Source organism: Streptomyces hokutonensis (assembly GCF_042751305.1).
Classification (GTDB): domain Bacteria; phylum Actinomycetota; class Actinomycetes; order Streptomycetales; family Streptomycetaceae; genus Streptomyces; species Streptomyces hokutonensis_A.
In genome coordinates this window covers 275,029-288,201 of record NZ_JBHYWD010000008.1, presented here as the reverse complement: position 1 = coordinate 288,201, position 13,173 = coordinate 275,029, and the positions used below count along the sequence as shown (strand labels likewise).

12 protein-coding genes are annotated in these 13,173 nt (G+C 70.7%); 8 read left to right on the top strand and 4 right to left on the bottom strand.

Going from position 1 to position 13,173, the window contains the following annotated elements; translation table 11 throughout:
- Positions 1–10: 10 nt before the first annotated feature.
- The 5 genes from ACFXC1_RS23100 to ACFXC1_RS23080 all read left to right on the top strand — a co-directional run bounded on the left by ACFXC1_RS23100 (position 11) and on the right by ACFXC1_RS23080 (position 5,717).
- Positions 11–1,456 carry a sensor histidine kinase gene (locus tag ACFXC1_RS23100; protein ID WP_381245359.1) on the top strand — a complete coding sequence of 482 codons (1,446 nt, stop codon included), beginning with the start codon at positions 11–13 and terminating at the stop codon, positions 1,454–1,456.
- Positions 1,453–2,130 (top strand): response regulator transcription factor, encoded by a 678-nt coding sequence (locus ACFXC1_RS23095; protein WP_362980754.1) that lies wholly within the window; start codon positions 1,453–1,455, stop codon positions 2,128–2,130. The genes ACFXC1_RS23100 and ACFXC1_RS23095 overlap by 4 nt, the downstream gene beginning before the upstream one ends.
- Positions 2,131–2,231: 101 nt before the next feature.
- Complete coding sequence (locus ACFXC1_RS23090) at positions 2,232–3,575, top strand: sensor histidine kinase (RefSeq protein ID WP_381245356.1); 1,344 nt, start codon at positions 2,232–2,234, stop codon at positions 3,573–3,575.
- Positions 3,572–4,240: a response regulator gene (locus ACFXC1_RS23085; RefSeq protein ID WP_093627687.1), complete on the top strand. Its 669-nt coding sequence runs from the start codon at positions 3,572–3,574 to the stop codon at positions 4,238–4,240. Before ACFXC1_RS23090 ends, ACFXC1_RS23085 begins: the two co-directional genes overlap by 4 nt.
- Before the next feature lie 268 nt (positions 4,241–4,508).
- Positions 4,509–5,717 (top strand): cytochrome P450, encoded by a 1,209-nt coding sequence (locus tag ACFXC1_RS23080; protein WP_381245354.1) that lies wholly within the window; start codon positions 4,509–4,511, stop codon positions 5,715–5,717.
- 12 nt (positions 5,718–5,729) lie between these two features.
- Here ACFXC1_RS23080 and ACFXC1_RS23075 read toward each other — a convergent pair whose 3' ends face one another.
- The 3 genes from ACFXC1_RS23075 to ACFXC1_RS23065 form a co-directional block, all read right to left on the bottom strand.
- Positions 5,730–5,951, bottom strand: coding sequence for a hypothetical protein (locus ACFXC1_RS23075; RefSeq protein ID WP_381245352.1), 222 nt, complete (start codon positions 5,949–5,951; stop codon positions 5,730–5,732).
- A 71-nt stretch (positions 5,952–6,022) separates the two neighbouring features.
- Entirely contained in the window at positions 6,023–7,633 is a 1,611-nt protein-coding gene (locus ACFXC1_RS23070) for an ABC transporter permease (protein WP_381245351.1), read from the bottom strand.
- Positions 7,630–8,517 carry an ABC transporter ATP-binding protein gene (locus ACFXC1_RS23065; RefSeq protein ID WP_381245350.1) on the bottom strand — a complete coding sequence of 296 codons (888 nt, stop codon included), beginning with the start codon at positions 8,515–8,517 and terminating at the stop codon, positions 7,630–7,632. The genes ACFXC1_RS23070 and ACFXC1_RS23065 overlap by 4 nt, the downstream gene beginning before the upstream one ends.
- Before the next feature lie 73 nt (positions 8,518–8,590).
- Here ACFXC1_RS23065 and ACFXC1_RS23060 point away from each other — a divergent pair, with 73 nt between their 5' ends.
- Positions 8,591–9,088: a GbsR/MarR family transcriptional regulator gene (locus tag ACFXC1_RS23060; RefSeq protein ID WP_381245348.1), complete on the top strand. Its 498-nt coding sequence runs from the start codon at positions 8,591–8,593 to the stop codon at positions 9,086–9,088.
- A 114-nt stretch (positions 9,089–9,202) separates the two neighbouring features.
- On the opposite strand, the gene ACFXC1_RS23055 is transcribed toward ACFXC1_RS23060, so the two are convergent.
- Positions 9,203–10,714 (bottom strand): APC family permease, encoded by a 1,512-nt coding sequence (locus ACFXC1_RS23055; protein WP_381245346.1) that lies wholly within the window; start codon positions 10,712–10,714, stop codon positions 9,203–9,205.
- Between the two features lie 160 nt (positions 10,715–10,874).
- Here ACFXC1_RS23055 and ACFXC1_RS23050 point away from each other — a divergent pair, with 160 nt between their 5' ends.
- Complete coding sequence (locus tag ACFXC1_RS23050) at positions 10,875–12,263, top strand: ethanolamine ammonia-lyase subunit EutB (protein ID WP_381245344.1); 1,389 nt, start codon at positions 10,875–10,877, stop codon at positions 12,261–12,263.
- Positions 12,260–13,018 carry an ethanolamine ammonia-lyase subunit EutC gene (gene eutC, locus ACFXC1_RS23045; protein WP_381245343.1) on the top strand — a complete coding sequence of 253 codons (759 nt, stop codon included), beginning with the start codon at positions 12,260–12,262 and terminating at the stop codon, positions 13,016–13,018. The genes ACFXC1_RS23050 and eutC overlap by 4 nt, the downstream gene beginning before the upstream one ends.
- The last annotated feature ends 155 nt before the right edge of the window (positions 13,019–13,173 follow it).

Here is a 13,173-nt window from a genome sequence, read left to right as displayed (position 1 = left end):
GGTTGACCGAGTGAACGCAGCCGCCGACGGCGCCGGGTCCCCGAACTCCGAGCCCATCCTGTTCCCCAGGCACCGCCGGCTGCGTTACCTCACCTACGCCCTCGTCTCCCTCGCCGCTCTCGGTCTCTCCCTGTCCGGCACGGACGAGATGATGAGTGAGTACGAACTGGGCGTGTTCCAGGGCCTGTTGGCCGGTTTCGCGCAGGGTGTCGCCCTGGTCCTCGCTCTGCGCCGGCCCGTCCCCGCCTGGGCTCTGTCCCTCACCGCCACGGCCTTCACCGCGCTGACCGTGCGTGCCGCAGTGGATCCCCTCCCCACCATGAATCCCCTCCCGGGCACGACCCCCGGCCCCGACTGGCCCTGGAGCACCACCGAAGTCGTCGTCCAGGCCGCCGTCCTCCTGCTCGTGGCCCTGCGCGTGCCCACCCGCAAGGCCCTCGCGGCGCTGGCCGCGACCGCCCTGACGACGTTCGTCATCCAGGGTCTCGTCGGCGCCCAGCGCTACTCCTCGACGGGCACGGTCGCGGTGGCCGTCTGCGCGGTGGCCGTCCTCATCGGCACCGCCCTGCGCGGTCGCAGCGAGGCCCGTACCCAGCTCGTGGAGCAGGTCACGATCACGGCGGAGGAGCGCAACCGCCGCACACTCCTGGAGGAGCGCAGCCGGATCGCCCGCGAGCTGCACGACGTGGTCGCCCACCACATGTCGGTGATCTCCATCCAGGCCCAAGTGGCGCCCCTCCTGGTCGAGAACCCGTCGGAGGAACTCAGGGAGAACCTCGACGGCATCAGACAGAACGCCCTCGAAGCCCTCGCCGAACTGCGCCGGGTCCTCGGTGTGCTCCGCTCGGAGAACCCGGAGTATCCCGACGACCCCTACGCCCTGGGCGGCGCCGGCACCGGTGCCGCCCCCGACGCCCCGCAGCCCACCCTCGACCGCCTGGACGCCCTGATAGAGAACACCAGGGCCGCCGGTCTCGACGTGCGCGGCGACGTCAGGGGCGAAGTGCGCCCGCTGGCACCCGGCGTGGAGCTGTCGGCGTACCGGATCGTCCAGGAGGCACTGAGCAACGCGCTGCGGCACGCCCCCGGTTCCACGGTCGCCGTCGAGGTCACCCACGCGCCCGACGGCCTGCGGCTGTTCGTCACCAACTCCCCTCCGCAGCAGGCCGTCCCGCCCTCCCCGGGCGCCGGTCACGGTCTGCTCGGCATGCGGGAGCGCGCGGCGATGCTGGGCGGACACCTCACCGCGGGGCGGACGTTCCAGGGCGGCTTCGCGGTCGTGGCGTTCCTCCCCAGGGACGGCGTCGCACTCCCCGAAGGACCCCACGGCCCCGACGGACCGGACGGCCCGGACAGCGCCGACGGACCCGATGCTCCCGACAGACCCGCCGCTCCCGGTACTTCCCCCTCCGCCGCCCCCGAGATCATCTTCCCGACAGGAGACGAGACCCCATGACGAGCGGCACCATCCGTGTACTCATCGCCGACGACCAGCAGATGGTCCGCCAGGGCTTCACCGTTCTGCTGAACGCGCAGCCCGGCATAGAGGTGGTCGGCCAGGCGGTCGACGGCCTGGACGCGGTGGCCAAGGTCGCCGAACTCGCCCCGGACGTCGTCCTCATGGACATCCGCATGCCCGAGCTCGGTGGCATCGAGGCCACCCGCCGCATCACGGAGGCGACCCCGCACATCAAGGTCCTGGTGCTCACCACCTTCGACCTCGACGAGTACGTGTACGAGGCGCTGCGCGCCGGTGCCTCCGGTTTCCTCCTGAAGGACGCGTCCGCGGAGCAACTGGCCGAGGCGGTACGGGTGGTGGCCGCCGGTGACGCACTGCTCGCGCCGGGCGTCACCCGACGGCTGATCGCCGAGTTCTCCCGGCTGAACGGGACACCGCGCACCCCCCTCAAGTCCCGCGTCGGCGACCTCACCGAACGCGAGACGGAGGTGCTCGCGCTGATCGCGCAGGGCCTGTCCAACGCGGAGATCGCCGAGCACCTGGTGGTCGCCGAGCAGACCGTGAAGACCCATGTCGGCCGCATTCTTGTGAAGTTGGGGCTGCGGGACCGCACACAGGCGGCGGTGTTCGCGTACGAGTCGGGGCTGGTGCGGCCGGGCGGGGGCCGCTGAGGCCCGGTCGTCGGGCATACCCGTAGTACTTGAGACGGACGCCCCAGGACCCTTCTCACAGGTGACGACGGCTACCCGCCCCTCCGCCTACCGTTTTGAACGTGACCGAGACGACCCAGCAGTTGCCGCAGACGGGCGGGGCCAAGCCGCGCAGCCCGGAGTTCAGGCTTGCCGCGGACGCCCTGCGCGGACTGCGGCAGGACCTGTTCCACGACGCCTTCGCCTACCGCCCGCTGCCTCCCTCCACCGCCGACGGCCCGCTGACCCGGCGTCTGAAGGGCCGGGCGCGGGAGTACGCGGCCTGGAGCCCGCACGCCCTGATCACCGCGGTCGGCCTGCTCGCGATGTTCGCCGCGACGAACGACGAGGCCCGCGGCGCGGGCAGCAACCTGATCCTCGGCCTGCTCGCCCTAGTGCCGGTGCTGCTGACCATGGTGCGGCCGGTCGGCGCCTTCTGGCTGTCCATGGCCGCGACCCCGGTCGCCACCGCCCTGGCGACCGAGTTCGACGACGAGTGGCCGTGGCGGAACGGCAGCTTCCTCTGCCATCTGTCCGTGCTCGCGATCGTGGCGATACGCACCCGACCGCGCACGGCCGCCTGGATGTGGGCGCTGACGGCGGTCTACGGCATCGGCGCCACCAGTTTCGCCGGCGGTCACGCCTTCGGCTCGAACAGCGCGCAGATGCTGTTCCTCTCCGCCCTGGTGCTGCTCGGCGTCGCCGTCTGGCAGATACGCCGGGAGGCCCGGCAGGAGGTGACCGCCCAGCAGACGGTGACGGCGCACGAGCGGTCCCGGCGCACCCTCCTGGAGGAGCGCACGACGATCGCCCGCGAGCTGCACGACGTGGTGGCGCACCACATGTCGGTGGTCGCCATCCAGGCGGAGGCCGCGCCCTACCGGGTGGAGAACCCGCCTCCGGAGCTGGAGCGCGCGTTCGTCACGATCCGGGAGAACGCGGTGGCGGCCCTGACCGAACTGCGCCGCGTCCTGGGCGTGGTGCGCGCGGAGGACTACGAGGCGCCGGACGCCCCGCAGCCCACCCTCGCCGACATGGACGCGCTGCTGGCCAATGTGCGCGACGCCGGCCTGAGCGTGGAGAAGGCGGTGACGGGGGCGGTGCGTGAACTCCCGCAGGGTGTCGAGCTGTCGGCGTACCGGATAGTGCAGGAGGCGTTGAGCAATACCCTGCGGCACGCGCCAGGTGCGAGTGCCCGGGTGGAGATCGGTTATGTGCTGAGCGGGTTGGGCCTGCGGATAGTCAACGGCCCGATGCCCGAGCCGAGTCTGGTGAAGCCCTCGCCCGGCGCGGGGCACGGCATCACGGGGATGCGGGAGCGGGTCTCCATGCTGAACGGCGAGATGACGGCGGCCCCGGCGGACGGCGGCGGCTACGAGGTGACGGTGTTCCTGCCGGTTCCGAGTGCGAGCGAAGGTGAGGCATGACGATCCGTGTCCTGATCGCGGACGACCAGATGATGGTGCGTGAGGGCTTCTCGGTCCTGTTGGGCGCGATGCCGGACATCGAGGTCGTCGGCGAGGCGGTGAACGGCCGGGACGCGGTCGAGCGGGTGCGTGAACTGGCCCCGGACGTCGTCCTGATGGACATCCGGATGCCCGAGATGAACGGCATCGAGGCGACGCGGGAGATAGTCGCGGCGGACGGCGCGGCGAAGGTGCTGGTGCTCACCACCTTCGACCTCGACGAGTACGTGTACCAGGCGCTGCGCGCGGGAGCCTCCGGCTTTCTGCTCAAGGACGCCTCGGCACGCCAACTGGCCGACGGGGTGCGGGTGGTGGCGGCCGGCGAGGCGCTGCTGGCGCCCTCCGTGACCAAGCGGCTGATCACGGAGTTCTCGAAGCTGTCCGAGTCGCCCCGGCTGATACCGGCCGCGCAGCAGGCGGCGTACGGAGAGCTGACGGAGCGGGAGACGGAGGTACTGGTCCTCATCGCCCAGGGGCTGTCGAACGTGGAGATCGCCGAGCGGCTGGTGGTCGCCGAGTCGACGATCAAGACCCATGTCAGCCGCGTCCTGGTGAAGTTGGGGCTGCGGGACCGTACGCAGGCGGCGGTGTTCGCGTACGAGGCGCGGCTGGTGACACCGGGGTAGGAAGTGGGAGGCGGCAGCGGTGGGTGGCGGTCGTTTCTGCGGTGAATCCGTGCCGTCGGCCCGGTGAACGGCCGTGCCCCGACCTGTCGTCGGGAGTCGGGCGCCCGCTGCATCGGAGCCCTGATCAAGCACCTGAACAGAAGTGCCTCGCCATGAACGGCGGCATCGACGTCCGTGACCGTGGAGCGAACGCCCCGCAGGAGTGGACCTTGCCCAACCCGTAAGTCACCCCTGGTCAGAGGAGGGCCGGCCGGGCTAGCGTCCGTCCATGGCAGCCTTCGACCCGTGGGACCCGGACTTTCTCGCCGACCCGTACCCCTCCTATGCCGACCTGCGCGCCCAGGGCCGCGTGCACCACTACGAGCCCACGGACCAGTGGCTCGTCCCGCACCACGCGGACGTCTCGGCACTCCTCCGCGACCGCCGCCTCGGCCGTACCTACCAGCACCGTTTCAGCCACGAGGACTTCGGCCGGACGGCACCCCCGCCCGAGCACGAGCCCTTCCACACCCTCAACGACCACGGGATGCTCGACCTGGAGCCCCCGGACCACACCCGCATCAGGCGCCTGGTGTCGAAGGCGTTCACCCCGCGCACGGTCGAGCAGCTCAAGCCGTACGTCAGCCGGCTGGCCGGTGAACTGGTGGACGGCCTGGTGGCTCAAGGCGGCGGCGACCTCCTCACGGACGTGGCCGAACCCCTCCCCGTCGCGGTGATCGCGGAGATGCTCGGCATCCCCGAGTCCGACCGCGCCCCGCTGCGCCCCTGGTCGGCGGACATCTGCGGGATGTACGAACTGAGCCCGTCCGAGGACACCGCGGCCAAGGCGGTCCGCGCGTCGAACGAATTCTCCTCGTATCTACGCGAGTTGATCGCGGCCCGGCGCAAGGAACCCGGCGACGACCTCATCTCCGGGATGATCGCGGCGCACGACGAGGACGACGACCGCCTCACCGAACAGGAGCTGATCTCCACCGCCGTACTGCTGCTCAACGCGGGCCACGAGGCGACGGTGAACGCCACGGTCAACGGCTGGTGGGCGCTGTTCCGCAACCCCGACCAGCTGGCGGCCCTGCGCGCGGACCACTCGCTGATCCCGTCCGCCGTCGAGGAGTTGATGCGCTACGACACCCCGCTCCAGCTCTTCGAACGGTGGGTGCTGGACGAGATCGAGATCGACGGCACGGTGATCCCCAGGGGCGCGGAGATCGCGATGCTGTTCGGCTCCGCGAACCACGACCCGGCGGTCTTCGTGTCCCCCGAGCGCCTGGACCTCACCCGCGCCGACAACCCGCACATCAGCTTCAGCGCGGGCATCCACTACTGCATCGGCGCGCCCCTGGCCCGTATCGAACTGGCCGCCTCCATGCGGGCGTTGCTGGAACGGGCCCCCACGCTCACCCTGGCGGCGGACCCGGACCGCAAGCCGAACTTCGTGATCCGGGGACTGGAGGGGCTGAGCGTCGAAGTGGGATGAGTGAGGCCGGACCTACGTGGCCGCGCGGCTCCGGTGACGGGCGGCCGCCCGTCCGTGTCGGGTGGGCAGCGGGCGGACGCCGCGTCCCGCGCCCACAAGGGTGCCGCCGGGCCGGACGCCGAGTGACGCGAGGATCCCGCCGAACACCGCCAACGGCAACTCCGCGCAGAGGACGCTCCAGTCGGGTGCGGCCTCGAAGCGCTGGAAGCGGTTCCGGACGTCGTAGGACCACACCCGCCTGCGCGCGTTGTCCCGTGCCGGGGACGGGCGGGTGCGCCGCGCCGTAGTTCCCGTGCCCGGCGCGGTCAGGCCGTGAGGTCGCGTCGCCGTAGAGCCGTCAGTCCTACGGCGACCAGGGCGGCGGCGATCCCCGTGAGGACCGTCACCGGTCCCCACGCCATGTCGCCGCCCGGCAGCTTCGGCAGGTGGCCGAAGGGGGAGATGTCCAGGACCGCCCGGGGGAGGTTCAGCGCCGGGCCGATCCAGCCGAGGAGGAGGGCGAGGCCGGCCGCTGCCCAGGACAGGGGGGAGAGGCGGGGGGAGAGGCCGTGGAGGAGGACCGCGAGGGCGCCCAGGGTCCAGATCGCCGGGAGTTGGACCAGGGTGGCGGTGAGGATGGGGCCGGGCTCGGCGCCGTAGCCGAGAGTCAGGCCCAGGCCGCTCAGGAGCATGATCAGGGCCGCGCCCGCGAAGGCGATCGTCAGGTGGCCGGCCGCCCAGCGCAGGCGGCCCACCGCGTTCGCCAGGATCGGTTCGGCGCGTCCGGTCGTTTCCTCGCTGTGCAGTCGTAGGACCGATGACACGGCGTACAGTGCGGCCAGCATGCCGAACATGCCGACCATCGTGGCCAGGAACGCGTCCTCGATGCCGGACTGGCCGCCCATCCGCTCGATGATCTCGCGAGTCCTGGCGTTGCCGCCGACCAGGTCCGCCGCGCCCTTGGTGATGCCGCCGAAGGCGACCCCGGCCGCGAAGAAGCCCAGGCTCCAGCCCAGTACGGCACCTCGCTGGAGGCGCCAGGCCAGTGCGCCCGCCGTGCCGAGGCGGCCGTTCGCCGGTCCCGGGCGGGCGGGGAGGAAGCTCATGCCCACGTCCCGGCGGCCGGCCAACTCGTAGGCGGCGAAGCCCTGTAGGAGTGCAGCCACCGCGAACAGGGCCAGGACCCACCAGCGTTCGGACGCGAACGGGCGCAGGTTCTCCAGCCAGCCGATCGGGGAGAGCCAAGTCGCGGGCGAGGAGGCGTCGTTGGTGGTCGAGTCCCCAACCGCGCGGAGTGCGAACGCCGTTCCCAGGAGGCCGCCCGTCAGGCCCTTCGCCAGTCTGCCGCTGTCCGTGAACTGCGCGACGATCGCCGCGAGCGTCGCGAACACCATGCCCACTCCGCCGATACCGAGGCCGAGTGCCAGCGCTCCCGCCGTGCCCTGTCCGGCCAGCCCGGCCGTGATCAGCAGTGCCAGCGCGGAGTCGGCGACGAACGCCGTCAGGAGGGCCGCGGTCAGGGGTGCGCTGCGGCCCACCATCGCGGAGGAGACGAGTTCCTGTCGGCCGCTCTCCTCCTCGTCCCTCGTGTGCCGTACGACGACCACCAGGCTCATGATTCCGGCGAGGACCGCGGCGTAGCCGCCGATGCGCCAGGCGGTGAGGCCGCCGAGGGAGTCGCTGAACACCGGGCCGTAGGTGGCGCGGAGTGAGCTGTTGGTGAGCATCTGGCGGGCGATGTCGGCGCGTTCGGCGGGGGTGGAGTAGACGCTGCGCAGTGAGCTGGGGAGGGACAGCACCAGCAGGGCCGTGACCGCCACCCAGGCCGGGATCACCACTCGGTCGCGGCGCAGGTTGAAGCGCAAGAGGGCGCCGGTGCCCGCGAGTTGGCGGGAGGTGCCCGTGCCGGTGCGTGCGGGGAGCGCGGTGGCGGTCATTCCGCCTCCTGGTAGTGGCGCAGGAAGAGTTCCTCCAGCGTCGGTGGCTTCGAGGTGAGCGACCGTACGCCCGAGTCGCTCAACGACCGCAGTACGGCGTTGAGTTGGTCCGCCTCGACCTGGAGGCGGACGCGATTGCCCTGTACGTCGAGGTCGTGCACGCCGGGCAGGGACGCCAACCCGTTGGGAGTCCGGGCGAGTTCGGCGCTCACGCTGGTGCGGGTGAGGTGGCGCAGGTCGGCCAGTGAACCGCTCTCCACCGTGCGGCCCTTGCGGATGATGCTCACCCGGTCGCACAACTCCTCTACCTCGCTGAGGATGTGGGAGGAGAGCAGGATCGTCCGGCCCCGGTCGCGTTCCTCCTCCACGCAGCGCTGGAAGACCTCCTCCATCAGCGGGTCGAGGCCCGAGGTCGGCTCGTCCAGGATCAGCAGGTCGACGTCCGAGGCGAACGCGGCGACGAGGGCGACCTTCTGGCGGTTGCCCTTGGAGTACGTGCGGCCCTTCTTGGTGGGGTCGAGTTCGAAGCGGTCGATCAGGTCGGCGCGGCGGGACCTGTCGAGGCCGCCGCGCAACTTGCCGTAGAGGTCGATGACTTCGCCGCCGGACAGATTGCGCCAGAGCGTCACGTCGCCGGGGACGTAGGCGACCCGGCGGTGCAGTTCGACGGCGTCGGTCCAGGGGTCCCGGCCCAGGAGCTGGACGGCGCCCGAGTCCGCGCGCAGCAGGCCGAGCAGGACGCGGATCGTCGTGGACTTGCCGGAGCCGTTGGGGCCGAGGAAGCCGTGCACCTCGCCGGTCTCGACGTCCAGGTCGAGCCCGTCGAGCGCGTGTGTCTTGCCGAACGACTTGTGCAGCCCGGAGACGGTGATTGCCTTCGTCATGGAGCCGAACGTACGCTTCTTTCAGAAATTTGTGAAGTTAAGGAAGTGTGTGAAGCGCGGGTAGGGTGGGCTCATGACGGATACAACCGGTGGGCGGGACGCGGAGTCCGTGTCGAAGTTCGTCGAGTCCTTCGCGGCGCAGCTTGTCGAGGCCGGGATGCAGCGGATGCCGGCCCGGATCTTCGCGGCGCTGCTGTCCTCCGACGAGGGGGCGATGACCTCCGTCGAGCTGGGCGAGCAACTGCGGATCAGTCCGGCGGCGGTGTCCGGCGGTGTGCGTTATCTGGCGCAGCAGCACATGGTGTCGCGGGAACGGGAGCCGGGTTCGCGGCGCGAGCGGTACCGGGTGCAGGGCAACCAGTGGTACGAGGCGCTCACCAACCGCGAGGCCGTCCTCAAGCGGTGGGAGGCGGCTCTGAGCGAGGGGGTCGCCAGCCTCGGCGCGGATACTCCGGCGGGACGCCGCATGGCCGAGACCCTCGCGTTCTTCGAGTTCGTCGACGGGGAGATCGCGGCGATGATGGAGCGGTGGCGGGTCCACCGTGAAACGCGTTTCGGTGGAGCCGGCTAAGGGGCGCGGGGAACTGCGCGACCGCCACGACGCTCCCGCAGATTCGTACTCGTCTGCGGCCCGGTGGTGGGCTGGTCGCGCAGTTCCCCGCGCCCCTGAAAGCTGGAAGCGGCTTCAGCGCTCCTTCGTTTCCTCGAGCACCGTGCGGCCGAGCAAGGCGTATCGCTCAGGCGACCGGCGCTTCAGGTACTGGGCGTAGCCGATGCCCGTCGCCGCGACCAGGGTTACCAGCCAGGGCGTTGCCTTCAGGAGGAGTGAGTCGGACTCGGAGCCCGCTGCCACGCTCATGTTGGAGACGAGGAGCAGGACCACCGCCAGCATCGCCACACCGCCGAGCAGCGGAGCGGTGAACGTGCGGAACCAGTGGCGGCTCTCGGGGTGGTGGGTGCGGAAGTAGGCCAGCACCGCGAACGAGCACACCGCCTGTACGACCAGGATCGCCATCGTGCCGAGGATGGCGAGCAGGACGTACAGCGCGTTGGCCGGGTCCTTGCTCGTGGCCCAGAACGCGACGATCAGCAGCGCGCTGATCACGGTCTGCACGAAGCCCGCGATGTGCGGGGAGCCGTGCTTGGCGTGGGTGCGGCCGATGGTGTTCTTGAGGGACGGGAGGACACCTTCGCGGCCCAGCGCGTACATGTAGCGGCTGGCGCAGTTGTGGAAGGCCATGCCGCAGGCGAGCGAGCCGGTGATCATCAGCCACTGCATGAGGTCGACCGCCCAGTGGCCGACGTAGTGCTCGGTGGGGTTGAAGAAGAGGGCGAGCGGGTTCGCCGAGGAGGCGACCTTGACGGCCTCGGTCTCGCCGTTGCCGATGATGGCCATCCAGGAGACGAAGACGTAGAAGACGCCGACGCCGAGGACCGAGATCATCGTGGCCTTGGGGATGATCTTCTTCGGGTCGCGGGACTCCTCGCCGTACATGGCCGTGGACTCGAAGCCGACCCAGGACCAGAAGGCGAAGAAGAGGCCGAGACCGGCGGACGTTCCCTTGAACGCGTTGACCGGGTTGACCGGGCCGAAGGTGAAGCCGTGCGGGCCGCCGCCGTGCAGGGCGACCGAGATCGCCATCGCGGCGAGGACGGTCACCTCCGTGCCGAGGAGTACGACGAGGAGCTTCTCGGCGACCGAGACGCCGAACCACGTGCCCGTCGCGTTGACGGCCAGCATCACCAGCGCGAAGACCCACCACGGGATGTCAAGTCCCGTCTGGTCCTTGAAGGTTCCGGTGGCGAAGGTCGAGAAGATGCCGATCAGCGCCGGCTCGAACACGACGTACGCGAAGGTGGCGAGTAGGCCGGACGCCAGTCCCACGGTGCGGCCGAGGCCGTAGGAGATGAAGCCGTAGAACGCGCCCGTCGAGGTGATGTGCTTCGCCATCGAGGTGAAGCCGACGGAAAAGATTGCCAGGACGACCATTGCGACGAGGTAGCTCGCCGGGGCGCCTATGCCGTTGCCGGACGAGACCATGAAGGGCACGTTGCCGGTCATCGCGGTGATCGGGGCGGCGGTCGCGACGGCCATGAAGACCACGCCCAGCAGACCGATGGCGTTGGGCTTGAGCCGGTGAACGGCGCCGTCCTCGCTTGTGTTCGCCGCGGGGGCGAGTCCTTCGTCCACTGCCATCGGGATGGCTCCTCTCCTGCTGCTCGGGTGGTTCTACGGTGCGGAACTCTGTCGGCCGAATGAGTCGGGAAAGGGTTGCGGCGCGTTAAATGTTTGTCAACCAGACCTTTAGAAATCTGGCGAAATCCGATGGCAACACGGGCCTCGTACGGTCGCCGTCATGAGTACGTACACCTCGGCCCTCGGCGGCCGGCACTACCGCTTCGGCTCCCTCGCGCGCCTGCTCGCCGCCGCGAGCCCCGAGCGCTCCGGCGACCGGCTGGCGGGGCTGGCGGCCGAAAGCGCCCAGGAGCGGGTGGCGGCGCGGTGGGCGCTGGCGGACGTGCCACTGACCGCCTTTCTCGCCGAGCCGGTGATTCCGTACGAGACCGACGACGTGACCCGGCTGATCCTCGACACGCATGACACGGCGGCGTTCGCGCCGGTGGCAGGGCTGTCGGTCGGCGGGTTCCGGGAGTGGCTGCTGACCGCCGACACCGCTCAACTGGCCGCCGTCGCGCCCGGGTTGACGCCGGAGATGGTGGCGGCCGTGTCCAAGCTGATGGGCAACGCTGATCTGGTCGCCGTCGCGCGCAAGGTGCGGGTGGTGACCGCCTTCCGCTCGACGATCGGGCTGCCGGGCCGCCTCGCCACCCGGCTTCAGCCCAACCACCCCACCGACGACCCGGCGGGCGTGGCCGCGGCCCTGCTCGACGGGCTGCTGCTCGGCTCGGGCGACGCGGTGATCGGCATCAACCCGGCGACCGACAGCCCGAAGGCGGTACGGGACCTGCTGGAACTCCTGGACGGAGTCATCCAGCGCTACGGCATCCCCACCCAGTCCTGCGTGCTGTCCCACGTCACGACGAGCATGGACCTGATGGCCCGCGGGGCGCCGGTCGACCTCGTCTTCCAGTCCATCGCCGGCACGCAGGCTGCCAACGCGTCCTTCGGTGTCACGCTGGGGCTGTTGGACGAGGCCTACGAGGCGGCGAAGGCGCTCGGCCGGGGCACGGTCGGCTCCAACGTCATGTACTTCGAGACCGGCCAGGGCAGCGCGCTCTCCGCCGACGCGCACCACGGGGTGGACCAGCAGACGGTGGAGGCACGCGCGTACGCGGTCGCCCGCCGCTACGACCCGCTCCTCGTGAACACGGTGGTCGGCTTCATAGGCCCGGAGTACCTCTACGACGGCCGGCAGATCCTCCGCGCCGCCCTGGAGGACCACTTCTGCGGCAAGGTCCTCGGTCTGCCGATGGGCCTGGACATCTGCTACACCAACCACGCCGACGCGGACGACGACGACATCGCCACCATGCTCACCATGCTCGGCGTGGCCGGCGCGTCCTTCGTTATCTGCACCCCAGGCGGGGACGACATCATGCTCAACTACCAATCCGCCTCGTACCACGACGCGTTGTACCTCCGCGAGGTCCTCGGGCTGCGCCCGGCACCGGAGTTCGAGGCATGGCTCGACTCGATCGGCCTGCTGGGCGACGGCGGCGAGATCAGGGACGTGTCCGGTACGACCCACCCGTTGACGGCGATCGGAAGGGAACTGGCGGCATGACGACCAGTCAAGTGGCTTCGGTGGAGCGGGACTTGTGGCCGTCCCTGCGCCGGCACACCCAGGCGAGGATCGGCCTCGGGAGGGCGGGCTCGGGCCTGCCGACCCACCACCGCCTGGAGTTGCAGGCCGCGCACGCGGCGGCACGGGACGCGGTGCACTCCCCGTTCGAACCGGACGTGGTGGCGGAGGGGCTGAGGGGGGAACCGACGGTCCGGGTCCGCAGCGCGGCCGTCGACCGCCTCACCTACCTCCAACGCCCGGACCTGGGGCGCCGTTTGGAGCCCACCGACCGTGCGCATCTTCCGGTGGGGGAGTGGGACGTCGTCTTCGTGGTCGCCGACGGACTGTCCAGCCGGGCCGTGCACGAACACGCGGCGGCGATGGTACGGGCGACGACCGCGCTCCTGCCGCCGACCTGGCAGGTGGCCCCGGTCGTCCTCGCGGAACAGGCCCGCGTGGCCCTCGGCGACGACATCGCCTCGGCGATGGGCGCGACGATGGTCGTGGTCCTGGTCGGCGAACGCCCCGGCATGTCGGCGGCGGACTCCCTGGGCGCGTACCTGACGTACCGCCCGAAGCCGGGGGTGACGACGGACGCGGACAGGAACTGCCTGAGCAACATCCGGCCGCCGTTGGGGCTTACGTACGAGGTGGCGGCGGGGAAGTTGGCGGGACTGATGGGCAGGGCAAGGGAGTTGGGGGCGACGGGCGTTGCGTTGAAGGACGAGTCGGACGCGCCGATGCTGGGAATCTAACCTCAGCTCAACATCTCCGGGAAGTTCAGCCCCTCCGGCGTTTGAGGAGCGGGCGTTGGGGGGCCGGCCCCCCGGACCCCGTCGCACGGGCGGCGCCCCAGGCGGACGGGACCCGGCGGGGCGGGGGGGGGGCAGAGAAACCCCCCCCCCCCGGG

Excerpts from the sequence above, each read along its gene's own strand:
- ACFXC1_RS23095 (WP_362980754.1), top strand. The coding sequence starts at position 1,453 with ATGACGAGCGGCACCATCCGTGTACTCATCGCCGACGACCAGCAGATG.
- ACFXC1_RS23070 (WP_381245351.1), bottom strand. The coding sequence starts at position 7,633 with ATGACCGCCACCGCGCTCCCCGCACGCACCGGCACGGGCACCTCCCGC.
- ACFXC1_RS23055 (WP_381245346.1), bottom strand. The coding sequence starts at position 10,714 with ATGGCAGTGGACGAAGGACTCGCCCCCGCGGCGAACACAAGCGAGGAC.
- ACFXC1_RS23060 (WP_381245348.1), top strand. The coding sequence starts at position 8,591 with ATGACGGATACAACCGGTGGGCGGGACGCGGAGTCCGTGTCGAAGTTC.
- eutC (WP_381245343.1), top strand. The coding sequence starts at position 12,260 with ATGACGACCAGTCAAGTGGCTTCGGTGGAGCGGGACTTGTGGCCGTCC.
- ACFXC1_RS23080 (WP_381245354.1), top strand. The coding sequence starts at position 4,509 with ATGGCAGCCTTCGACCCGTGGGACCCGGACTTTCTCGCCGACCCGTAC.
- ACFXC1_RS23085 (WP_093627687.1), top strand. The coding sequence starts at position 3,572 with ATGACGATCCGTGTCCTGATCGCGGACGACCAGATGATGGTGCGTGAG.
- ACFXC1_RS23050 (WP_381245344.1), top strand. The coding sequence starts at position 10,875 with ATGAGTACGTACACCTCGGCCCTCGGCGGCCGGCACTACCGCTTCGGC.
- ACFXC1_RS23065 (WP_381245350.1), bottom strand. The coding sequence starts at position 8,517 with ATGACGAAGGCAATCACCGTCTCCGGGCTGCACAAGTCGTTCGGCAAG.